Origin of the sequence: Massilia aquatica (genome assembly GCF_011682045.1) — a bacterium.
GTDB classification, from domain to species: domain Bacteria; phylum Pseudomonadota; class Gammaproteobacteria; order Burkholderiales; family Burkholderiaceae_D; genus Telluria_A; species Telluria_A aquatica.
On record NZ_VVIW01000002.1, the window covers coordinates 574526 to 596797 of the forward strand.

24 protein-coding genes and 1 pseudogene are annotated in these 22272 nt (G+C 62.8%); 14 read left to right on the forward strand and 11 right to left on the reverse strand.

Annotation, left to right across the window (positions count from 1 at the left end):
- The first annotated feature begins 163 nt into the window (after nucleotides 1–163).
- From F1609_RS05565 to F1609_RS05595, 7 genes are read left to right on the forward strand one after another with little or no spacing between them, the layout of a single operon-like run.
- Nucleotides 164–1105: a type IV pilus biogenesis protein PilM gene (locus tag F1609_RS05565; RefSeq protein ID WP_167075481.1), complete on the forward strand. Its 942-nt coding sequence runs from the start codon at nucleotides 164–166 to the stop codon at nucleotides 1103–1105.
- The gene (locus tag F1609_RS05570) at nucleotides 1102–1821 is read left to right on the forward strand and encodes a PilN domain-containing protein (protein ID WP_187362922.1); all 720 of its coding nucleotides are present in this window, start codon (nucleotides 1102–1104) and stop codon (nucleotides 1819–1821) included. Before F1609_RS05565 ends, F1609_RS05570 begins: the two co-directional genes overlap by 4 nt.
- Nucleotides 1818–2504: a type II secretion system protein M gene (locus F1609_RS05575; RefSeq protein ID WP_167075482.1), complete on the forward strand. Its 687-nt coding sequence runs from the start codon at nucleotides 1818–1820 to the stop codon at nucleotides 2502–2504. Before F1609_RS05570 ends, F1609_RS05575 begins: the two co-directional genes overlap by 4 nt.
- Nucleotides 2489–2854: a hypothetical protein gene (locus F1609_RS05580; RefSeq protein WP_229421654.1), complete on the forward strand. Its 366-nt coding sequence runs from the start codon at nucleotides 2489–2491 to the stop codon at nucleotides 2852–2854. The genes F1609_RS05575 and F1609_RS05580 overlap by 16 nt, the downstream gene beginning before the upstream one ends.
- A gap of 8 nt (nucleotides 2855–2862) precedes the next feature.
- Nucleotides 2863–4686, forward strand: coding sequence for a pilus (MSHA type) biogenesis protein MshL (mshL, locus tag F1609_RS05585; protein WP_167075484.1), 1824 nt, complete (start codon nucleotides 2863–2865; stop codon nucleotides 4684–4686).
- Between the two features lies 1 nt (nucleotide 4687).
- Nucleotides 4688–5578: an ExeA family protein gene (locus tag F1609_RS05590; RefSeq protein WP_167075486.1), complete on the forward strand. Its 891-nt coding sequence runs from the start codon at nucleotides 4688–4690 to the stop codon at nucleotides 5576–5578.
- Complete coding sequence (locus F1609_RS05595; protein WP_167075488.1) at nucleotides 5575–6636, forward strand: tetratricopeptide repeat protein; 1062 nt, start codon at nucleotides 5575–5577, stop codon at nucleotides 6634–6636. Before F1609_RS05590 ends, F1609_RS05595 begins: the two co-directional genes overlap by 4 nt.
- Nucleotides 6637–6668: 32 nt before the next feature.
- Here F1609_RS05595 and F1609_RS05600 read toward each other — a convergent pair whose 3' ends face one another.
- From F1609_RS05600 to F1609_RS05630, 8 genes and pseudogenes are all read right to left on the reverse strand, one after another.
- Entirely contained in the window at nucleotides 6669–7307 is a 639-nt protein-coding gene (locus F1609_RS05600) for a DUF2625 family protein (RefSeq protein ID WP_167075490.1), read from the reverse strand.
- Between the two features lie 73 nt (nucleotides 7308–7380).
- Nucleotides 7381–7527 carry a hypothetical protein gene (locus F1609_RS05605; protein WP_167075492.1) on the reverse strand — a complete coding sequence of 49 codons (147 nt, stop codon included), beginning with the start codon at nucleotides 7525–7527 and terminating at the stop codon, nucleotides 7381–7383.
- Between the two features lie 12 nt (nucleotides 7528–7539).
- A complete protein-coding gene (locus tag F1609_RS05610) occupies nucleotides 7540–8637 on the reverse strand; it encodes an HD-GYP domain-containing protein (protein WP_167075494.1) in 1098 nt (365 codons plus the stop codon).
- A 279-nt stretch (nucleotides 8638–8916) separates the two neighbouring features.
- Nucleotides 8917–9180: pseudogene (locus F1609_RS35545) on the reverse strand (IQM protein middle domain-containing protein); the annotation flags it as partial.
- A 12-nt stretch (nucleotides 9181–9192) separates the two neighbouring features.
- Complete coding sequence (locus F1609_RS05615; protein WP_167075495.1) at nucleotides 9193–9612, reverse strand: hypothetical protein; 420 nt, start codon at nucleotides 9610–9612, stop codon at nucleotides 9193–9195.
- Nucleotides 9613–10233: 621 nt separating this feature from the next.
- Entirely contained in the window at nucleotides 10234–10605 is a 372-nt protein-coding gene (locus F1609_RS05620; protein ID WP_167075496.1) for a hypothetical protein, read from the reverse strand.
- 252 nt (nucleotides 10606–10857) lie between these two features.
- Nucleotides 10858–11454, reverse strand: a complete 597-nt coding sequence (locus F1609_RS05625; RefSeq protein ID WP_167075497.1) for a hypothetical protein — start codon at nucleotides 11452–11454, stop codon at nucleotides 10858–10860.
- Between the two features lie 212 nt (nucleotides 11455–11666).
- Nucleotides 11667–12824 carry a pyridoxal phosphate-dependent aminotransferase gene (locus F1609_RS05630; RefSeq protein WP_167075498.1) on the reverse strand — a complete coding sequence of 386 codons (1158 nt, stop codon included), beginning with the start codon at nucleotides 12822–12824 and terminating at the stop codon, nucleotides 11667–11669.
- Between the two features lie 146 nt (nucleotides 12825–12970).
- Here F1609_RS05630 and F1609_RS05635 point away from each other — a divergent pair, with 146 nt between their 5' ends.
- Entirely contained in the window at nucleotides 12971–13918 is a 948-nt protein-coding gene (locus F1609_RS05635) for a WD40/YVTN/BNR-like repeat-containing protein (protein WP_167075499.1), read from the forward strand.
- A gap of 117 nt (nucleotides 13919–14035) precedes the next feature.
- Nucleotides 14036–14824 (forward strand): NAD(P)/FAD-dependent oxidoreductase, encoded by a 789-nt coding sequence (locus F1609_RS05640; RefSeq protein ID WP_167075500.1) that lies wholly within the window; start codon nucleotides 14036–14038, stop codon nucleotides 14822–14824.
- A 123-nt stretch (nucleotides 14825–14947) separates the two neighbouring features.
- Here the strand turns inward: F1609_RS05640 and F1609_RS05645 are convergent, their stop codons facing one another.
- Complete coding sequence (locus tag F1609_RS05645; RefSeq protein WP_167075501.1) at nucleotides 14948–15400, reverse strand: putative toxin-antitoxin system toxin component, PIN family; 453 nt, start codon at nucleotides 15398–15400, stop codon at nucleotides 14948–14950.
- Between the two features lie 37 nt (nucleotides 15401–15437).
- Here F1609_RS05645 and yaaA point away from each other — a divergent pair, with 37 nt between their 5' ends.
- Nucleotides 15438–16208: a peroxide stress protein YaaA gene (gene yaaA / locus F1609_RS05650; RefSeq protein WP_167075502.1), complete on the forward strand. Its 771-nt coding sequence runs from the start codon at nucleotides 15438–15440 to the stop codon at nucleotides 16206–16208.
- 173 nt (nucleotides 16209–16381) lie between these two features.
- Here the strand turns inward: yaaA and F1609_RS05655 are convergent, their stop codons facing one another.
- Nucleotides 16382–17212, reverse strand: coding sequence for an outer membrane protein assembly factor BamD (locus F1609_RS05655; RefSeq protein WP_167075503.1), 831 nt, complete (start codon nucleotides 17210–17212; stop codon nucleotides 16382–16384).
- Between the two features lie 65 nt (nucleotides 17213–17277).
- Between F1609_RS05655 and F1609_RS05660 the strand changes: the two genes are divergently transcribed.
- Nucleotides 17278–18327 carry an RluA family pseudouridine synthase gene (locus tag F1609_RS05660; RefSeq protein WP_167075504.1) on the forward strand — a complete coding sequence of 350 codons (1050 nt, stop codon included), beginning with the start codon at nucleotides 17278–17280 and terminating at the stop codon, nucleotides 18325–18327.
- On the forward strand, nucleotides 18327–19115 hold the full coding sequence (pgeF, locus tag F1609_RS05665) for a peptidoglycan editing factor PgeF (RefSeq protein WP_187362924.1): 789 nt from the start codon (nucleotides 18327–18329) through the stop codon (nucleotides 19113–19115). The genes F1609_RS05660 and pgeF overlap by 1 nt, the downstream gene beginning before the upstream one ends.
- Nucleotides 19116–19126: 11 nt before the next feature.
- Here the strand turns inward: pgeF and F1609_RS05670 are convergent, their stop codons facing one another.
- On the reverse strand, nucleotides 19127–19525 hold the full coding sequence (locus F1609_RS05670; protein ID WP_167074589.1) for a hypothetical protein: 399 nt from the start codon (nucleotides 19523–19525) through the stop codon (nucleotides 19127–19129).
- Between F1609_RS05670 and phaC the strand changes: the two genes are divergently transcribed.
- Together phaC and phaR are read left to right on the forward strand one after the other, a co-directional pair.
- Nucleotides 19524–21320 (forward strand): class I poly(R)-hydroxyalkanoic acid synthase, encoded by a 1797-nt coding sequence (gene phaC / locus F1609_RS05675; RefSeq protein ID WP_229421656.1) that lies wholly within the window; start codon nucleotides 19524–19526, stop codon nucleotides 21318–21320. The two genes, F1609_RS05670 and phaC, sit on opposite strands and share 2 nt — an antisense overlap.
- Before the next feature lie 209 nt (nucleotides 21321–21529).
- Nucleotides 21530–22084 (forward strand): polyhydroxyalkanoate synthesis repressor PhaR, encoded by a 555-nt coding sequence (gene phaR, locus F1609_RS05680; RefSeq protein WP_167075505.1) that lies wholly within the window; start codon nucleotides 21530–21532, stop codon nucleotides 22082–22084.
- Nucleotides 22085–22272 lie beyond the last annotated feature (188 nt).

The window sequence follows — 22272 nt, forward strand, 5'->3', positions numbered from 1 at the left end:
TGGGTGGGTGTAAAGAACATTCCATAGTGCTATTACTATGCGGTGGAAATCAGACGCTTTCAGTTGCCGAACGCAAATTAGGTGTTAAATCCCGATGAAACTTGAATATAATCAAGAAGCTACCGCACGAACTTCGCGCGCGGTATTGATATAGATTGCGGGCATGGGATTTTTCTCGAAATCAAAGAAGAAGGATGGCTTGCTGGCAATCGCCTTGCATGGCGAAGGCGTGTTCGCGGCGCGCGTCAAGCGCCAGCCCGAGGGCAAGCCGCGGGTGACCCTGGCGGCGTTTTACGCGGCCGATAAAAGCGGCGGACCCGACCTGTTGGAAAAGACCGGCAAGGAGTTGCACGCCAACAGTTTTCGCTGCGCGACCGTGCTGGCGGCCGGCGAGTACCAGCTGCTTTCGGTCGAAGCGCCCAACGTGCCGGCCGACGAGCTGCGCACCGCCGTGCGCTGGCGCCTGAAGGACATGCTCGACTTTCCCGCCGACCAGGCCGGCATCGACGTGTTCGACATCCCCACCGACAAGGCCCAGGGCCGCAGCCAGTCGCTATTCGCGGTGGCCGCGCGCAACAGCCTGATCGAAAGCCGCCAGAACCGCTTTGTCGATGCCGGCGTGCCGCTGGCCGTGATCGACATTCCTGAAATGGCGCAACGGAATATCTCGGCCCTGCTGGAACCGGAAGGGCGCGGCGTGGCCGTGCTCTCGTTCGGCAGCGAAGGCGGCTTGCTGACCGTCACCTATAATGCCGAGCTGTACCTGGCGCGCCGGATCGACGTGACGCTCGACCAATTGCTCGATACCGATCACGATCGCAAACACGTGTGCTACGACAAGATCACCCTCGAATTGCAGCGCTCGCTAGACCATTTCGACCGCCAGTACAACTTCATCAACGTCTCGAAACTGGTGCTGGCGCCGACCGGCGCCAGCGGGCTCGACGAATACCTGTCGAGCAACCTGTACACCAAGGTCGAGTCGCTCGACCTGGCCAGCGTGCTCGACCTGGGCGCGGTGCCGGAACTGGCCGCCGCCGCGCAGCAGCAGCGCTTTTTCCTGACCCTGGGCGCGGCGCTGCGGCAAGAGGAGGTTGCCTCTTGAGCCAGCAAATCAATCTGTTCAACCCCGAGTTTCTCAAGCAGAAGAAGATCTTCACGTCCGGCACCATGCTGCTCGCGCTCGGCGTGCTGGTGGCCGGCGCGCTGGCGCTGGTGATGGTGGGCCGCCACAGCGTGAGCCGGCTGGAAGCGGAAGCGGCCGCCGGCGCCGACCAGCTGGCCAGGAAGAAGGAACGCCAGGCGCGGGTGATCGCCGAATTCGCTCCGCGCCAGAAAAGCCGCGAGCTCGAATTGCGCATTGCCAGCGCCGAAGCCGACCTGGCTTCGCTGCACGACGTCTCCAAAGTGCTGGGCGGGCCGACCCTGGCCGAAGCGCGCAAGGGCTATGCGCGCTACTTCAAGGCGCTGGCGCGCCAGGGCACGACCGACCTGTGGCTGACCGGCGTACGCATCGGCGGCGACGGCCACCATATCGGCTTGCAGGGCAGGGCGCTCGACGCCAGCCTGGTGCCGGCCTACGTCACCCGCCTCACGCGCGAGCCGGCCATGCAGGGAAAGAATTTCTCCAGTCTGCAGATGAGCCGGGCGCGCCTGAAAGTGGAAGGCAAGGATGGCGACGACCCGGGCCAGCTGGCACCCTATATCGATTTCACGCTGCAGGACGTGGCGCCTGAACGGGTGGCCGCCGCGCCTGCCGCCGCTGCGCCTGCCGACATGAAGCAGGTGGCCGGCAGCATCAAGGCGGAGGCTGCCAAATGAAAGCGCGCCTGCTCCAGCTGAGACTGAAAATCGACGCCATGACCGTGCGCGAGCGCGCCATGGTGTTCGGCGCCACCGTCGGCGTGGTCGTGTTCGTGCTGTTCGCCCTGCTGTTCGACCCCCTGTTCGCGCGCCAGAAGATGCTGCGCAGCCAGATCAGCCAGCAGCAAGACAATATGCTTGGCATCGACGCCGAGATCACGGCCATGGCGCAAGCGAACGCGGTCGACCCCGACCGCGACAACCGCGCGCGCCTGGCGGTGATCCAGGGCGCCAGCGCCAGGCTGACGGACAGCCTGCGCACCGCGCACAACAGCCTGGTCAGGCCGGAAAGCATCGCGCCGCTGCTCGAACGCATTCTCAAGGCCAACGGCCGGCTGCGCCTGGTGGCCGTGAAAAGCTTGCCGGTGATTCCGTTCGAGGGCTCGTTCGCCGGCGCTGCGGGCGATGCCGAACCCTCCGCACCGGCGCCCGGCGCCGGACGCGCCATCTACGCGCACGGATTCGACGTGACGGTGCGCGGCAATTACCTGGATATGCTCAACTACATGGACGCGCTCGAAGCCATGCCGGTCCAGCTGTTCTGGGGCAAGGCCCAGCTCGAGGTCGAGGCTTATCCCGACGCGCGCCTGACCTTGACCCTGTACACCTTGAGCCTGGACAAGAAATGGATGACCTTATGAGCGCGCGCCTGCTGCTGTGCGCGTTGGCGCTGGCGGCGCAGGCCGCCAGCGCCCAGCCGCTGCCCGATCCGACCCGTCCGCCGGCAAGCCTGACCACCCCGGCCGGGGATGCGGCGGCGCCGCACAGCATCGAGCCGCAGTTGCAGTCGGTGCTGATCGCGCGCCATGCGGGCGGGCGCCACGTGGCCGTGATCGACGGCCAGACGGTGCGCCTGGGCGAACAGTTCCGGGGCGCGCGCGTGGCGCAGATGACGCAGAATGAAGTTGTACTGGTGAAAGGCAAGGAACGCCGCGTGTTGCGCCTGTTCCCGCGCACGCCAGCCCCGCAGCGGCTTAACGAGAGAGACTGACAAAGAGCATGCAAAAACACCGTGTGGACCACCTCGTGATGGCATCGATGATCGCAAGCGCCCTGGCCCTGGCCGGGTGCAACAGCACGCCCAAGCGCGACACCTACGAGAACATCACCGCCGAGATGGCGCTGGCCGCCAAACGCACGCCGCCGCCGCTCGACGATGCCGTCAGTGCGGCCCTGCTGCCGCCGGTCGCGGCGCTGGCCGGGCAACTGCCCAAGTCGCGCCAGGCGCTCGAAGAACGCTTCAATGTCAGCTTCAACAATGTGCCGGCGCAGCAGTTCTTCAATTCGATCGCCACCGGCACGCGCTACAACATGCTGGTCCATCCCGAGGTCAGCGGCAACATCACCGCCAACCTGAAAGACGTGACCCTGGCCGAAGCGCTCGACGCCGTGCGCGAAATGTACGGCTACGATTACCGCATCGAAGGCAACCGGGTCTCGGTCAAACCGCTCACCATGCAGACCCGCATCTTCCAGGTGAACTACCTGGTCGGCAACCGCAAGGGCAAGTCGAACCTGCGCGTGACCTCGACCTCTGTCACCAACGGTACCAACAACCAGAACAACGGCGGCGGCAACAGCAACGGCGGCAACAACAGCGGCGGCAATAACAGCAGCAACAACAGCGGCAACAACAGCGGTAACAACAACGGCCAGGATGGCGGCAACAACAATGGCAACAGCAACGGGCCGACCGACAGCACCAATGTCAGCACCACCTCGGACAGCGACTTCTGGCTCGAACTGAAGACCTCGCTCGCGGCGATCGTCGGCTCCAGGGAGCTGGGGCGCAGCGTGGTGGTCAATCCGCAGTCGGGCGTGGTGGTGATCCGCGCCATGCCGGACGAACTGCGCAATGTCGACCTGTTCCTGAAAGCGACCCAGCTCTCGGTCGGGCGCCAGGTGATTTTGGAAGCCAAGATTCTCGAGGTGGAACTGAACGACAGCTTCCAGAGCGGCATCAACTGGGCCTCGTTCGCTTCCTTCCGTGGTTCGCATGGCAACCGCGTCTCGACCGGCTTCGTGCAGCCGGGCACCTCGCTGGCGCCACTGCCGTATACCGGCGGCCAGCCGGCCGTGATCGGCGACCCCAAATCCTTGACCGCCAGCACCGGCTTCCTGCTCTCGAATGCGGCAGCCGCGGCCGGGTCGATGTTCGGCCTGGCTTTCCAGACCAGCAATTTCGCCGCGCTGATTTCCTTCCTGGAATCGCAGGGCACCGTGCACGTGCTGTCGAGCCCGCGCATTGCCACGATCAACAACCAGAAAGCCGTGCTCAAGATCGGCACCGACGAGTTTTACGTGACCGGCGTGTCGACCACCACCAGCACCGGCGACAACAACAATACCGTCAGCCCGAGCGTGACCCTGCAACCGTTCTTTTCCGGCGTAGTGCTCGACGTGACCCCGCAGATCGATGAAAAGGGCAATATCCTGCTGCACGTACACCCCTCGGTCAGCCAGGTCACCACGGTCAGCAAATCGGTCAACCTCGGCAGCGCCGGCAACCTGAGCCTGCCGCTGGCGGCCTCGTCCACCTCGGAAATCGACAGCATGGTGCGCGGGCAAGACGGGCGGGTGGTCGCCATTGGCGGCCTGATGCGCCAGTCCTCGACCGCCGACGGCAACCAGATTCCGGGCGCGGGCAATATTCCGGTGCTCGGCAACCTGTTCCGCAACAAGAGCAATGTCAACCAGAAGCGCGAACTGGTGGTGCTGATCAAGCCGACCATCGTCGACGGCGCCAACAGCTGGAACCAGGACCTGATCGACACCAGCCGCCGCTTCGACGACCTCGATCCGCGCGCGGCGGGACAGCGCTAACATGTACACCTCGCACTTCGGCCTGCGCGAAGTCCCGTTCGGCATCACGCCGGACACGAGTTTCTTTTTCACCAGCCCGGATTCGCAGGAAGCGCTTAACACCCTGCTGGTGGCCGCCAGGAATGGCGAAGGTTTCATCAAGATCACGGGCGAAGTCGGCACCGGCAAGACCTTGTTGTGCCGCAAGTTCATGGCGACCCTGGGCGACGACTTCGTCACCGCCTACATTCCCAATCCCTACCTGGAACCGCGGACGCTGATGCTGGCCCTGGCCGACGAACTGGCGCTGGTGCTCGACAAGGACGTCGACCAGCACCAGTTGCTCAAGGCGATCACCCACCAGCTCATGGCGCTGGCCAACGACGGCAAGCGCGTGCTGCTGTGTCTGGACGAAGCGCAGGCGATCCCGATCGAGAGCCTGGAAGCGCTGCGCCTGCTGACCAATCTGGAAACCGAAAAGCGCAAGCTGCTGCAGATCGTCCTGTTCGGCCAGCCCGAGCTCAACCGCAACCTGGCGCTGCAATCGATCCGCCAGCTGGCCCAGCGCATCACCTTTCACTACCATCTGGGGCCGTTGACGCGCGACGACCTCGAGTTTTACCTGGCGCACCGGCTGCGCGTGGCCGGTTTCAGCGGGGCGCGGCTGTTCAGCCGGGGTGCGGTGGGCGCCTTGTATTCGGCCAGCGGCGGCATTCCGCGCCTGGTCAACATTCTCGCGCACAAGGCGCTGATGCTGTGCTACGGGCAAGGCCGGCAGCAAGTGAGCCGGCGCCACGTGCGCGACGCGGTGCGCGATACCCTTTCCGCCAGGCGCCCCCGATGGCCCTGGCTTGCCGCGCTGGCGCTGACGATGGTGGCGGGCGGCGGACTTACCTGGGCCTTGAACACATGAGTCTGATCAACAAGATGCTGCAAGACCTCGACGCGCGCGGCACGCAGGGCGCCGACGCGGCCCAGTCCGACATCCGCCCGGTCGGACGCGGCGAGCGCGCCGTGCCGCTGCCGGTGGTGATGGGCGCGCTGGCCGGGGTGCTCATTCTCGCCGTGGGCGGGGTGTATGGCTGGCGTGTGCTGCACCAGCCGATTGGAACGCTGGCCGAGCCGCTGCCGGCGGTGGCGCCAGCCACGCCGATCCAGCAAGCTGTGATTGCGCCGCCGCAAACGTTGCCGGTGGCGCCGCCAGCGGTCCCGCAGCTGGCGCCCGTGGCCACGGAGCCGGTCGCGGCGGTCAAGCCGGCGCTGGAGGCGGAGCCAAGGCCAGCCGCGCCGCAACGCGAGCGCAGCGCACCAATGCGGGCGGACAAGCCGGTGTTGCCGGCGCAGCGCAGCAGGACGGTTGCGGGCATTGACGCCATGGCGCCGCTCGCCGGGCGCCAGGCGGCGGGCGGGCAGGGCGCCGAGAGCGTCTACCGGCGCAGCCTGGCCAGCCTGCAGGACGGCCGGGTAAGCGACGCGGTGGCGCAACTGGAGCAGGCGCTGGCGCTTGAGCCGCGCCATGAGGCGGCGCGCCAGACCCTGGTCGGGATTCATATCGAACAGGGGCGCACGCCCGAGGCCATGCGTCTGCTGCAAGCGGGCCTGGCGCTCGACACAAGGCAGCCGGCCATGGCCATGCTGCTGGCGCGCATGCAGATTGATGCCGGCGGGTCCGGCGTCGAGACCTTGATGGCAAGCTTGCCGGCGGCCGGCGGCAACGGCGAATATCGCGCCTTCCTGGCGGGGGCCTTGCAGCGCGAGCGGCGTCACCAGGAGGCGGTGGAACAGTACCAGGCGGCGCTGCGCAGCGCGCCGGACAACGGCGTGTGGTGGATGGGCCTGGGCATGTCGCTGGAAGCCGAGAAGCGCTTGCCGGAAGCGCTGGCGGCTTTCCAGCGCGCCCGGACGGCGGGCAATCTGTCGGCGGAGCTGCAAGGGTTTGTCGAGCGCAAGGTGGGGGCGCTGGGCCACTGAGCTGTCGGCCTGAGCTTACCCTGCGCCGGCGTTCACGCCTGGGCCAGGAGATCCTGGTTCAGTTTCCACTGTTCCTCGACCGGAACGGCGCGCCGCGCGCTGCTCTCGTGCGACCCTTCCTTGGTCCACAAAAACGGGAAAAAGCCGAAGCACTGCTCGCCGGACATGGCGTTGACTTCAGGCGCGTATTTCTCCATGATTTCCCGGCCGTAGAATTCACGTATCCGTGAAGTCAAAGCCCATTCGACAAAGTCCGTGAAGCCCACTTCCAGCGATTCCCATACGAGCGTGTCGGGGGCGAGGTAATACACCATGCCCTGGTCATGCCCGAGTCCACCGCCGTTGAGCGCGAAAAAACCGCCAAGCACGTCATCGGCGACCAGCAGGAAACCGTCCGATTTTCCTGCGTTCCAGGCGGTGATGTTGCGCTCCAATCGGGGATGGCCGGAACCCAGTATCCGCAGCCAGCCGCCATCGACCAGGATGCCCCCGCTTTCGTAGGCAAGCGCGCCCATGGCGGAGCGCGTGGTTACCTGAAGTGCCAGCAGCACAGCGGCCCGGTCGGCCGAGGGCGGCAGCAGTTCGACCGGCAGGTCGGCCGCGCTGGCCCATTGCCGGATCAGGGGGAATGCCGGATCGGCAGTGTCCAACAGCTCGCTCAGATGTCGCATGGATGTCCAGTTCCTCAGCAATTATTTGCCCGGCATCTTAACGCATTGTTTGGCGATGATGGTGTCAGCTCGATCAAGAGAGCGCGTTATCGCGCGCCGACAATGGGATCGACCTGCAGGCTGATTTTTTCGGCGGTGATGGCGATGCAACCGTCCGATCGTCCGTTTCCATTGTTTTTAACAGCGCGTCGTGCAGCTCAATGTCGTCAATATCATTCATGCTGTACCTGTCTTACAAGCTCGCCAGCTCGCCCCAGACCTGCTTCATCGGAAAACGTAGCTTCGCATGATCCTCATGCAAGGCTTCGGCAATTGCGCAGCCCGGTTCGCTGGTGAGGCGCTCCTGCGCCTCGCCCAAACTCTTGCCATCGGCCGCGCGCAGCACATGCACGCCCATCCCCGCGCCGTCCTGCCCGCGCCGCGACACCACGCCCAGTTCGTCGTTCTCCAGCCTGACCAAAGTGCCCGGCGGATAGGCGCCGATCTGGGTGGCGAAGTGACCCAGCACGATCTGATCGTACGGCATCTCGTTGCCAGCCCCCAAACGCTCCAGCGCCACCGGCGGCAGCAAGGAACGCCGGTAATTGCGCGCCGACACGAATGCGCAGTAGCGATCGGCCAGCCCGATCAGCTTGGCATTCTGCGAAATCTCGTCGCCCAGCTTGCCGGCCGGATAGCCGCTGCCGTCATCGTTTTCGTGATGCAGCAGCACCAGGTCGAGCCAGTCCTCGTCGTGCACGCCGGCCCAGCGCAGCATCTCGACGCTGGCCGACGGATGGCGCCGCACCAGCGCCCGCTCTTCGTGCGAGAGTGCGCCATCCTTGTTCTGGAACAGTTCCGCCTGGCGCACCATGCCCACGTTCATGCTCAAGGCCGCCGCCGTGACCACCAGCATCTCGGCCGCCGACTTGCCCATGGCGCGCGCGATCAGGCAGGCGATCACGGCCGCCTCGGTGCAATGCCGCACCGCATATGCGCCGGCGATCTGGTTGAGGAAAATGGCGGCCAGCGCCACGTCGCCGCCGCGTTCGACGGTGGCGATCAGGTCGTCGGCGATGGTGCGCAGTTCGCGGTCGGCGCTGCCCTGGTCACGCAGGTCCATCAAGGTGCGTTCGAGGCGGCGGTTGATCTGGTTGAGCGATTGCAGCACCGACACCGGCGCCGACGCATCGGCGTACACGCCGGCGACAAGCCAGTCGTCAAGCTCGCCGGGCGCGAGCACCTGGCCCTTTTTCAGCAGCGGACGGGCGGCCGAAGGCGTGCTGAAAATATCCCAGCGCAGCGGTTCGCCGAACGCCAGGTCTGCCACGGTGATGCGCCTGATTGCCATGTTTGAATATCCAGCTCGGGTAGATCACGGTCTGGCCAGGCGTTTGGGCGCCGGGTGTCGTCTTTCGTGGAGACGCAAAAACGCACTGTCCCCGTTCCCGGCCCTCGCTGCCAAACGCGGAGTCGGGAATGGCGGCGAGCTTGATCCTGTCGTCAGCCATTGTGCGAATTCCGACTCCAGTATAGGCGATATCGCGTCGTCCCCGACACATTGAAAACAGCTTCCGTCGGCTGGCAACAACGTGAAGCGGGAGCCCTTCACGCCGTCGCGAAATGGATGTCAGGCGGGGGCAGCGATGCCAAGCAATTGCGCTGCGGTGTTCCTGCTTAGTTCACGGTTTCCAGTGCCGTACATCACGATGTTGACATTATGAACGTTCACTCCTTGCGTCTGCATCGCCCTTGCCACATGCGTCAAGTGGGAAATTCCTGGGTGGTAGTGACCGCTATGGTTGTTCACCTCCCCAATCCTTCCGTTTGTTAGCCTCATCGATCCTGCTGCGAGAACCGGTGCGCCCGCTAAAAAGCTTGAGTGATGAAAGCGCCCAACCTCCTTCTAACCAACGTAAAAATTGCCGGCACGGTCGAGTACAAAAATGACCTCCTTCTCGTCCTGGCTCAGTCCAAGTAGCGAGGGGTGGAAATTGACACGAACACCGCCATCTGCGTTGGAAAAAGTGATTCTGTAGGTAGCCCGATCCTCCAGCTCAAGATAGCGTACTCCGCGTACTTCACCCGCCTCGCGCCTTGCTAACCACGCAAAAAAATCCGGGCCGCGGTTTGGATCCCTCAAGAATACATACCACAGCGGATTGAGTTGCGTGGTGGGGCGGTGCAGAGGGTCCAACCTTTCCTTCCAGTAGGTGGGATTTAATGCCAGACTGCCCGGGAAGCCACCCCGATGGACGTCGCGGACCTTTCCAACCATGCGCTGAAGATTGGTTATTCCCCTTGTTTGTTGTCCGGATGTTGCCATATCTATATCTCCAATGCCTTGAATTGAACTACTTGTGAAAGCGATCTAACGGAGAGCCAAGCGGATGCCCGCATCGGATTACATGACGAATTGCCCCCCGCACCGGCGATTCCACTTGAGTGTCAGGGGTCCGATGCGCGTATGCTTGAAACGAACGGCGTGACCGAACCGACGTGCTTGACCAGCCGCCCGCGAACGCGCATACACATGTCACCGCCCGCGCGAATGGCGCGAACCACGCATCAGCGAAGCCATGCCGCCCGCAAAGCGCGGTCCGAAACGCCGCGCTTGACTGCACCGTGCGCAACTCCACAGCTGTGCGATGGCCTACCTGGAGGGAGCGTTAATTTCATGCAATCTTTCCCGGAGTATAAGGCGAAAAGCCTTGGATATCAACAAGAAAAATTATGCTTTGTGCATGTTATGGAAGCGCTTCCTGCGATCGTGCAACATGTCGTCGCAGAGGCGCCGCATTGACGCGCCGCCTTCACTCAAGTATTGAAAACAGCTTCCGTCGGCTTGCGACAACGTGAAGGGGGAAACCCTCAACCCATCGCGGAAGCGGTTGCGCCTGCGCCGGCAAACCGCCGCCGACCAGGGTGATGGCCGGAGCGGGCAGGTTCAGGCGTAAGCGGATTTGCCGGTAATGGAGGCGTGGCTGAAGCACCACGCGAACATCACATCGGTAGTGGCATTGGCAATCGTGTCGGCGATGTTGATGCTGACTCTGCTGACATTGATGACACGAACACCCGGAAGGCGATTTTGCCTGTCTTCATAGGCAAATGAACGGTCGGCGTAGTCGACGCCGCTGAAGTTGCCCTGCGGGTCGCCATGGGTGCCGCTGTAGATCGTCAAGGAGCCGCCATGGCGGCGGTATTGTTCCAACACCTCGGTGACGTCGTCAGCGCTCACCGTCCGATGGTTGGCACTCCAGACATTGCGTCCGTTATGGACTTCCTTTATGAAAAATCGCGTACTGTGAAATGCCACGTTATATCTCCCGTTAGTTGACTAGGTGGTCCTTCCTGCGGAGGGCGCGAATCGTGTTAAGGCTGGAGAAGACGCGTACCTGACGGCCTCCTGCACGATCGGCATGCTCGGTAAATATTAGCGCCGAATGTATTTTTGTGCAATGTTGTTCCGCTCTGGCGGCAATCGCCTGTTGGAGAGCTGTCGTTTCGACATCGACCGCCCGAGCGCCACGGATCAGTAGGTCAGGCAGCCGCCAGCGTTACGGTGCCGTTAGCAGTTGCCGTAGCGGCCGCCGTTGTTGATGACAAAGGTATTGGCCGCCTCTGGCGTGCACATCTTTACGGTCATGTTGCCGCCATAAATGCAGACCGGGTAGGCGACCGGTTCGTTGTTCCGGCAGGTAGGCACGTAAAGGTCGCCCGCCGAGCGCCACCAGATGGAGGTGGGATAAGAACTGCCTGGATGCGGGGAACCGCTCACTTCAAGCTTGCCGTCATCGTGCAGGCGCAGGGCGGTGGCCGGATCTGCGACGCCCGCCTGCGCGGTGCCGGTACTCCACAGTTGCTGATAGTTGTTACGAATGGCAAGACCGTGGTTCTCGGTCAACTGGCCGTAGGTGCCGCCATTGCTTTGCGGACCGGAATTGAAAATCATCTGGAAGTCGCTAAGACGGTAGGTCACAAGGTTGCCGTTTTGCTGCATCAAGGTCATGTAGCGTAAGTTTGGCGAGAAAATCCTGTCGCCAGGATTGAGGCGGAAGTCAGGCCAGCCGTTGGTGGCCACGCTGCCAATATATTCGCCGGCGTGTGCCGCGCCAGAGGTGAGCGTGGCGAGGGAAAGTGCGATTGCGCTGAAGGCGTGTTTCATAGGCTCTTTCTGATTGATGAACAATAGTCGAGCCTTATTTTACTTTTTGAAAACGTTGTGTTTCTATCAAATAGTCACAAATGCAAAACTTTCTTTGTGCGGTTGGCACATCACGCCAGTGGCCCGAGATCACACCGGCCAGCCAAGCGACCGGCGATGACCCGGAAATTCGAGGCGCCCGAATTGGGCTGTGATTTCGAAACGCCGCTCAATCACAACTTGCTCAAGCGCTCCAGCGCCAGGCGCAAAGTGTCATCGGTCTTGGCGAAGCAGAAGCGCACAATGCCCGACTCCTGGCCCTGGCTATAAAACGCGGACACGGGAATGGCGGCGACCTTGATCTCTTTGGTCAGCCACTGGGCGAATTCCGACTCGGGCAGCGCCGAGATCGCGTCGTAGCGCACGCACTGGAAATAGGTGCCATCGGCCGGCAGCAAGGTAAAGCGCGAGCCTGTCAAACCATCGCGGAACAGGTCGCGCTTGCGCTGGTAAAACGCTGGCAAATCCAGGTAGGGCGCCGGATCGGCCATGTAGCCCGCCAGGCCATGCTGCATCGGCGTGTTCACGCTGAAAACATTATATTGGTGTACCTTGCGGAACTCCGCCATCAGGCTGGCAGGGGCGGCGACGTAGCCGATTTTCCAGCCGGTGACGTGATACGTCTTGCCGAAGCTCGATACGACAAAGCTGCGTTCGGCCAGCTCCGGATAGCGGCTCACCGATTCGTGGCGCGCGCCGTCGTAGACCATGTGCTCGTACACCTCGTCCGACAGGATCAACATGTCGCTGCCGCGCACGATGTCGGCCAGCGTCTGCATGTCGGCCGCGCGCAGCACCGAACCGGTGGGGTTGTGCGGGGTGTTGATGACGATCAGGCGCGTGCGCGGCGTGACGGCGGCGGCCAGCCGGTCCCACGGCACGGTGTAGCCTTGTTCGCCGAGCTGCATCGACACCAGCACCGGCACGCCGCCGGCCAGGGTAATGGCCGGCAGATAGCTGTCGTAGGCCGGTTCGATCACGATCACTTCATCGCCCGGATGCACGCAGCACAGGATGGCCGTGGTCAGGGCCTGGGTGGCGCCGGCGGTGACGGTGATCTCGCTGGCGGCGTCGTACCGGGCGCCGTACACGGCCGCGATCTTGGCCGCGATGGCGCCGCGCAGGGCGGGCACGCCGGTCATCATGGGATACTGGTTGTGGCCGGCGCGCATGGCGGCGTCCACGTGGTCGAGCAGGGCCGGCTCGCAGGGAAAATCGGGAAAGCCCTGGCCCAGGTTGACCGCGCCATGTTCGCTGGCCAGCGCCGACATCAGCGAAAAAACGGTGGTGCCGACGGCGGGCAGGCGGCTGTGCAGGACGGGAGTGGACATGGGCGATCAGAAAGTTAAGCGGACAGCTATTCTAGCGCAGGCACGCGTTGCCCACCGCCGGCCGGATGGGGAACCAGCGGAGGGCTGGTATGGTGGCGGAGCGGAAGGTTCATTCCGGTGGTTAGCAAAGAAAAACAGGAAAACGGATGGCGAAAAAGCAGAAATACGAGGCAGCGCTCACGTTCATGACCGGATGCGTGATCGAGAAGGACTATATTTTTCTGTGCGCAGAGCTCGACAGTCTCGACCCCGAAGACCGGTATTCCCGCGTCCTGTTCTTCGACAATCGACAAGCGCAGGACCAATGGGTTCACCACGACTTGCCCGGTTGGAAAGGTGTGTCGGTGTGCGTTGCCAGGACCGGCCCGCGGCGTCTGTATTGCACCCTGTCCAGCGAAGGGCAGGTCCGGCTTGAATACATGGGCGGCGAGATCATCGAGCAGATTGCCGACGCCGGCTTGAGCACGCCCGAGGCGGACAAGTACGGCTATGTGAGCGCCATTCGTGAAATCGGCCAGCAGCTGTACGTGTGCGGCGGCATGGGGCAGGTGTATCGCCGCGAGCATGACACCTGGGTGCATGCCGACCTGGGCTTGCTGCAGTCGTCCAGCAGCGTCGATGCCTTGGTGGCCCGGCTGCACGCGGGCGATCTCAGCGACATCGACAACTTGTTCGCGGACACCCTGATGCTCAGCGATATCAACGGTATCAGTGAGACGGATATCTACACGGTTGGCGATGCAGGCAGGATTTTTCACCATGACGGAACGCTCTGGAGTCCGGTCCGGTGCGATACGGATGCCATACTGCTCGCCATCTGCTGCGCCAGCGCGGACGCGGTGTGGGTATGCGGCTATCACGGCACCCTGCTGCACGGCAATTGGAAAGAGGGCTTCGCCGCAGTCGGTGCTGGCGATGTCGACGAGATCTTTTCCAGCGTCGCCGTATTTGGCGATACCGTCCATCTCGCTTCGGAAAGCGGCCTGTTCACCGTCAACGGCGATCACATCGAGCGCTTGCGCACCGGCCTGGTTCCGGAAATTGCCGATGCCAACGTGCTGGACGTGCATGATGGCGTGCTGTGGTCGTTCTGATTCAAGGACCTGGCGTGGTTCGATGGAACGACGTGGACGCGTGTGGCGTTTCCGGATAATCCTCCGCTGCGCCAGGCGCGCTGAATTGAACACTGACAGGAGGATCGAGGCCGCTATATGAATCACCATGAACAGAAACGTATCGTTATCGTCGGCGCGGGCATCGTCGGGGCATCGCTCGCCTACCATCTGGCGCGCAAAGGCGCGCAAGTCACGGTCGTCGAGGCCGGCGCCATCGCCTCCGGCGTGACCGGGCGATCATTCGCATGGATGAATACGTCCGCCATGCGTCCCGATCCCATTGCGCAATTGCGCGGTGCCGCCATCCATGCGTATCGCCGCCTGGAAACGCAGCTGCCTGGACTGAAGATAGAATGGACGGGCGCCCTGTCGTATGGCCTCGACGCAGGGGAAGCCATGCCGCCTGGCACGGTACTGGTGGACCGGTCCCGGATCACCCGGCTGGAACCGTGTCTCAGGAACCCGCCCAGCCAGGCCGCCTACGCGCCGGAGCAGGGCGCGCTCGATGCGGTGGCGGCGACGCAGGCATTGATCGCAGGCGCCAGGGAGCATGGGGCGACGATACTCACGCAGACGCCGGTTCTCGGCCTTGCAGTCGAGGGCGCGCGGGTGACGGGGATCGAGACGGGCAGCGGCACGATCGACGCCGACACGGTGGTGCTGGCAGCCGGCACCGGCATCGGACGACTGACCGACAAATTGCATGTCTCGCTTCCAATCGCATCTTCCCCGGCGGTCTTCATGCGCTACACATCCCCGCCCGGTCTTGTTCGCACCATTATTTCCAGCCCTGCAATGGAGGTGCGGCAAGGCGCGGATGGGACCTTGTTCGCGGCCGAGGATTTCCTCGATGACACTGTCGACAACCCGTCGGCGGGCGTGTGATCCAGCGGCGTTGTCAATCCAATCCGCTGGCGAAACGGCGCTATGCCAATACAATGAACTTATCAAAAAGCATCATTTTTTTGGCATCGTGCGCAGTACAAAACGGGCGCATCGGCACACCGTTCAGACGGCTTCGGCAGCGGTCAGCTTGACCCAGGCTTCCGGCAGCATGATGCGGAACATCCCGGCCTGCGCAGTCTTGCGCGCGAGTTTCAGCAGGGCCTTGTCCTTGGTGATGAGGATGTCGGCGCCGGCGTCGCGCGCCAGTTCGAGGAATTTCTGGTCGTCGCGGTCGGTGCACACCGGCAGGCGCACCGGCCTGGCGTCGGGCGCGAGCACGGTGATGAGGGCGTCGAAGCGGGCGGCTGCTAGCGGGCGGCTGGCCTCGTCGAGCGGCAGGTGCTTGTAGTGCAGCACGACCAGGTATTCCTCGCGACAATCCGCGCGCGTGACGACCTCGACCGCGCCGCTGTCGATCGCGGCCAGCAGGCTGGCCCAGCGGGGATCGTGGAAGACGAACAGGTCGAGGCAGACATTGGTGTCGAGCACGATGCGTTTGGCTGGAGCGGGTATCATATTGGTCTGTTTATTCGTAGTAAGTTGATTGAATCTTATGCTGATTGTTTTGTCGCCCGCCAAATCGCTGGACCTGGACACCCCCCCGACCACCACACTTCACACCACGCCCGATTTTCTCGACCGGTCCAGCGCGCTGATCGACGTACTGCGCCACTATTCGCCGGCCGAGTTGGGCAGCCTGATGCACATCTCCGACGCGCTGGCCGTGCTCAACGTCGGCCGCTATGCGAGCTGGAGCGCGGACACCAGGGATGCGCGCCAGGCCATCATGGCCTTCAACGGCGACGTCTACGCCGGTTTCGACGCCCGCTCGCTCAAACCGGGCCAGCTCGACCATGCGCAGCGCAGCGTGCGTATTTTATCCGGCCTGTACGGCGTGCTGCGTCCGTTCGACCTGATCCACCCGCACCGGCTTGAGATGGGCACCAAGCTGGCCACTGGCGCGGGCAAGGACCTGTACGCCTTCTGGGGCGAGACGGTAACCGGCGCGCTGAACGCGGCGATTGCCGACAATGGCGCGAAAGCGCTGGTCAACCTGGCGTCGGAAGAATACTTCAAGTCGGTCAAGCCCAAGCTCCTGAGCGTGCCGGTGATCACGCCCGTGTTCGAGGACTGGAAGGGTGGCAAGTACAAGATCATTTCGTTCTACGCCAAACGGGCGCGCGGCTTGATGGCCCGATATGCGGCGATCAAGGGCATTGTGGACGCCGAGAAGTTAAAAAGCTTCAAGGTGGACGGCTACGCTTTCGACAAAAAGGATTCGGACGAGCGCACCTGGGTTTTCCGGCGCAAGGTTGAGGAGTAGTGTCGTCCTGATTCTGCGATTGATTGCCCTATATAGTGCCCACTATGCTTGGATCCGTCTCCCCCGCCGGCGCGGGGGAGACGGATCCAAGCATAGTGGGCAACGCCCAAACCTCGCGGCGCCAACAAAAAACCGGGTTTCCCCGGTCTTTGATGTGTTTGCCATGGCGCGATTTATTTTGCCCGGCTCTTCGATTTGGCCCAGAACTTCCACCATGCCGCCTCGCCCGAGTTCGGATCGAGATACTTGCTGTTCGGGTAGTTGCGCTCGAAAATGCGCTTGGTGTCGTCGCGCAGCTGCGGCATGCCCAGTTTTTCGTAGTTGCGCATCATCAGGAACAGCGCTTCTTCCCGTGCCGGCGCATCCTGGTAGTCGGCCACCGCCGCCATCGCACGGTTCAGCGACGCCAGGTAGGCGCCACGGTCGTGGTAGTAGTTGGCAACGTGCACTTCGTACTGCGCCATGGCGTTGATCAGGTATTTCATGCGGGCGATCGAATCGGCTGCATAAATGCTGTCGGGGAACTTGTCGACCAGGGCCTTGAAGGCGGCGAACGCTTCGCGCGTCGCTTTCGGGTCGCGCTCGGTCGGGTCCTGCTCGTACACGAAGCTGAGGAAGCCGATCTGGTCGTTGAAGTTGATCAGCCCGCGCAGATAGTACATGTAGTCGACGTTGGGATGGTTCGGGTGCAGCTTGATGAAGCGCTCCACCGCCGCCAGCGCCTGGGCCTGGTCCTGGCTCTTGTAGTAGGCGTAGGCAATTTCCATCTGCGCCTGCGCTGCATAATTGCCGAACGGATAGTTGGTTTCGAGGCGCTCGAACAGCTTGATTGCCGCCTCGTAGTGACCACCCGCCATTTCTTCGCGTGCCTCAGCGTATAATTTCGTCACCGGCCAGTTTTTGGTCTCGTCGGTTTTTTCCGGCAACAAGCTGCATGCGGACAAACCGAGCAGAAGAGTAGTAGCAACAGTATTGGCAACAACACGCGATAATTTTTTTTGCATAACTTTTTGCAAGAGAGTATTAACTGAGATTCAACGAAAGGCTGATTATAGCCGATGGGACTGCTGTGATATTAACTCCAACGCCGAATTCGGCGGATTTGCCCTTAGACCCCGATCTGGAGATCGACCTCGACGACGAGGCGGGCGACGAATACGTTCCTGCCGCCCCCGGCATCGACCTCTCTCCGATCCACCTCGAACTGACGCCGGACGCTTGCGGCCACCGTCTGGACAAGGTCATTGCCGGCCTGGTTCCGCAATTTTCGCGCAGCCGCCTGCAACTGTGGTTCGAAGCCGGCCACGTGCTGGTCGACGGCAAGCCCGCACGCGGCAAAGATACGGCCTATGGCGACGAAGCGGTCGTCATCCTGCCACAAAGCGCGCCGGAAGACGAGGCCTACACGCCGGAAGCGATGGAACTGAACATCGTTTTCGAGGATGAGCATATCATCGTCATCAATAAACCGGCCGGACTGGTCGTGCATCCGGGCGCCGGCAACTGGGCCGGCACCTTGCTCAACGGCCTGCTGCACCATTGCCCGCAGCTGGCCGGCGTGCCGCGCGCGGGCATCGTGCACCGGCTCGACAAGGATACCAGCGGCCTGATGGTGATCGGCAAAACCCTGGCGGCGCAAACCGACCTGGTGCGCCAATTGCAGGCACGCACGGTCAAGCGCGAGTACTTCGCGCTGGTCTGGGGCACGCCGCAACTGAGCAGCACCATCGACGCGTCAATGGGCCGCCACCCGAAAGACCGGGTCAAGATGGCGGTGTCGACCAATTTTTCGGCCAAGCCGGCAATTACCCATTACCAGCGCATCGCCACCGGCATGTTGGACCGTCGTCCGGTCAGTCTGGTTCAATGCCAGCTCGAGACCGGCCGTACCCACCAGATCCGCGTGCACATGCTCTCGATCGGCTTCGCGCTGGTGGGCGACGCCGTGTACGGCAAGCAGCATCTGACGCCGGTCTTCCCGCGCCAGGCGCTGCAGGCGCGCCGCCTGGGGCTGGTGCATCCGGCCACGGGCGAGGACATGGAATGGATCGTGCCGCTGGCCGACGATTTTGCCGAGCTGATCGAACGCGCCGGCATTCCCGAGCCCGAGCAGGTCTGATGCACGGCGTGCATTTCATCGTACCCGACTGGCCGGACATGCCGGCCGGCGTGGGCGCGCTTGCTACCACCCGCGCCGGCGGCGTCAGTCCGGCCCAATATGACGATGGCGCCGGCGGCGGTGGGCTGAACCTGGGCCACCATGTCGGCGACGATCCGGTGCTGGTTGGCCTGAACCGTGAACGCCTGCGCCGCTCGCTGCCGGGCGAGCCGGCCTGGATTTCGCAGGTGCATGGCATTGCCGTGGTCGACGCCGCCAGCGTGCAGCCGGGTCAGCCGGTGCAGGTGGGCGACGCCAGCATCGCGCACGCGCCCGGCGTGGTGTGCGCGGTCATGACCGCCGATTGCCTGCCGGTGCTGTTCGCTTCAGTCGACGGCAAGGTGGTGGGCGCGGCGCATGCCGGCTGGCGCGGGCTGGCCGCCGGGGTGCTGGGCGAGACCGTGGCGGCCATGCGCGCCGCTGGCGCCGGCGAGATCAGCGCCTGGCTGGGGCCGGCCATCGGGCCGAGCCAGTTCGAAGTCGGCAGCGATGTGGTCGACAGCTTTGCCGCCCAGGCGCGTGGAGAAGAAGAGGCGGCATCGATGGCGCAAGCGTTTGCCGCGTTTCCCGGGCGACCGGGCAAGTTTCTGGCTGATATTTATATGCTGGCGCGCATCGTGCTGGCGCGCGATGGCGTACACCGTGTTTCCGGCGGGTCGTATTGCACTGCGAGCGAGCGCGGCCGCTTCTATTCCTACCGCCGCGACCAGGTCACCGGCCGCCAGGCCAGCCTGATCTGGATTAAATAAGCCGCGCGGCGTCAGTCGCCGCCGGAGCCGCCGCCGTCTCCGCCGCCGCTGTCGCCACTGTCGCTACTGTCGTAGCCGCCATCGTCATCGCTGCCGCCATTGTCGCGTGACGAGCGATGACGTTCGCGTTCGCCGCTGCCGGCCGGCCCCTGCGGCTGCTGCCCGGCGCGTAGGCGGCGCGCCATTTCTTCTTTCTGTGCGATCTTCATGCGCCGCATCTTGGACCCGGCGATGTACCAGACTATTGACAAAGGAAACACACAATAGCCCAAAAAGGTCATAATGCCTGCGACAATACTGTGCTCGATTATCTCCGTAGCAGCCATCAGTCCGACCACATAGATCCATGCAATAGCGACAAGCCACATACAACTTTCCTTGGAAAAGATTGAAACAATGAACGCAAACATGAATATGCCCGACCCGCAAGCGATGGCCTCCGCATGGATGGCGCAAATGACCGATCCATCCGCATGGCAGGCCCTGTTCCGTCCGGCGCCGCTGGACACCAGCCCGGTCGCCAGCCTGCTCAAGGACGCCGGCGCCACCATCCCGCAGCAGGCGCTCGACACGCTGCGCCACGACTATCTGCAAAAAGCAGCGGGATTGTGGCAGGAATTCCTGTCCGGTAAAACCCCGGCCTTGGCCGATCGCCGCTTTGCCGCGCCGGAATGGCTGTCCAACCCGATGTCGGCCTTCAGTGCCGCATCATACCTGTTAAACGCGGAATTTCTGACCGCCATGGCCAACGCCGTCGAGGCCGGCCCGCGCGAGCGCCAGAAGATCCGCTTCGCCGTGCAGCAGATGGTCGACGCCATGTCGCCGGCCAACTTTTTGGCGACCAATCCGGAAGCGCAGCAAAAACTCATCGAAACCAAGGGCGAGAGCTTAACCCGCGGCATGTCCAACATGCTGAGCGACATGCAGAAAGGGCGCATTTCGCTGTCGGACGAGTCGGCCTTTGAAGTCGGCCGCAATGTCGCCACCACGCCCGGCCAGGTGGTGTTCGAAAACCATCTGTTCCAGCTGATCCAGTACAGCCCGGCGACGCCGACCGTGCGCCAGGTGCCGCTGCTGATGATGCCGCCTTGCATCAACAAGTTCTACATCCTCGACTTGCAGCCCGAAAACTCCGTCGTGCGCTACGCGGTAGAGCAGGGCAATACCGTGTTCCTGGTGTCGTGGCGCAATCCGGATGCCTCGCTGAGCGGCACCACCTGGGATGACTACGTCGAGACCGGTGCGATCAAGGCGATCGCGGTCACGCGCGCCATTTCCGGGTCCGACAAAGTGAACGCCTTTGGCTTTTGCGTCGGCGGCACCATCATGAGCACGGCGCTGGCGGTATTGGCGGCGCGCGGCGAGCAGCCGGCCGCCAGCCTGACCTTGCTCACCACCTTGCTCGATTTCAACGACACCGGCGTGCTGGAAGTGTTCATCGACGAAACCCAGGTCAAGATGCGCGAAAAAGCCCTGGCCAAGGGCGGACTGATGCCGGGGCGCGACCTGGCGACCACGTTTTCGTCCCTGCGTCCGAACGACCTGGTGTGGAACTATGTGCAGTCGAACTATCTGAAGGGCAAGGAACCGCCGCCGTTCGACTTGCTGTATTGGAACTCGGACAGCACCAACCTGCCGGGTCCGATGTTTTGCTGGTATCTGCGCAATACCTACCTGGAAAACAGCCTCAAGGAGCCGGGCAAGCTGACCGTGGCCGGTTCGCCCGTGAACCTGGGCGCGATCGATGCGCCGGTGTTCGTGTACGGCTCGCGCGAAGACCACATCGTGCCGTGGAAGGCCAGCTATGCGTCGATGCATCTGCTCAATCCGGGCAAGGCAGGCGCCAACCGCTTCGTGCTGGGGGCGTCCGGGCACATTGCCGGGGTGATCAATCCGGCCTCGAAGAACAAGCGCAGCTATTGGACCAACGATCCTGCGCCGGCACCGGCTGCCGCCCCGGTCAAGGGCAAGGGCAAAGCCAAGGCCAAAGTCGAGGTGGAGCCTGAGTCGAGTGTCGCGATTCCTCCAGCCGAGCAATGGTTCGACGGCGCCACCGAGCACGTCGGCAGCTGGTGGCCGGAATGGGCCAAGTTTCTGGCCGCTAACGGTGGCAAGGATGTTAGTGCTCCTCAGCAACTCGGGAATGCCGATTTCCAGCCGATCGAGCCAGCGCCGGGGCGTTACGTGAAGGTGCGCGCGGACTGAGCCGAACAATAGTACCGGGCAACGGGCGTTGCCCGGTACTTACAGTTTGGGTGCGGCGCACTATTTGCTGCACGCTGCCGCGTAAAGTGGTATTTTTGCGAATATCCACTCTATAATGCAAAAAGTAGGCGTGTCAGGAGCGGACCTCAGTCCGCTTTTTTTTCGTGATCAGTCAACATGCGCTGCGGCGCAATAAGTGGAACCTTGAGATGAGTAGTGCAAAAAAGAGTACGGAACGCCTGATCAAGAAGTACCCGAATCGTCGTCTGTACGATACCCAGACCAGTTCGTATATCACCCTGACCGACGTCAAGCAGCTCGTGCTCGACGCCGACGAGTTCACGGTTATCGATGCCAAGAGCAGCGAAGACCTGACCCGCAGCATCTTGCTGCAAATCATCCTGGAAGAAGAAGCCAACGGCGCGCCGATGTTTTCGAGCGGTGTGTTGTCGCAGATCATTCGCTATTACGGCCATGCCATGCAGGGGATGATGGGCTCCTACCTAGAGAAAAATGTCCAGGCCTTCACGGATATCCAGAACAAGTTCACCACCGGCCAGACCGGGACGTTTGAAGGCAAGCCGTTCAGCCCTGAAATGTGGACCCAGTTCATGAATGTGCAGGGGCCGATGATGCAGGGGATGATGAACAACTACATCGACCAGAGCAAAAACCTGTTCGTGCAAATGCAGGAACAGATGCAGAACCAGAGCAAGAGCATTTTTGGCGCGGCGTTTCCGTTTCCGCCGGTGGAGAAGAAGTAAGAAGACCTCCGTCGTCCCCGCGAAGGCGGCCCTCGGCGGGGATCCATAGCACCTTTGCTCAACGGTGCTATGGATCCCCGCCTTCGCGGGGACGACGAAGCAAGCGGTGGGAATGACTGCGTGGGCTGATCGAAACGTAGCGGCAGGGAAACGCCGGGCTGCCCTAAACCACCAACTCCCCCTCCCAA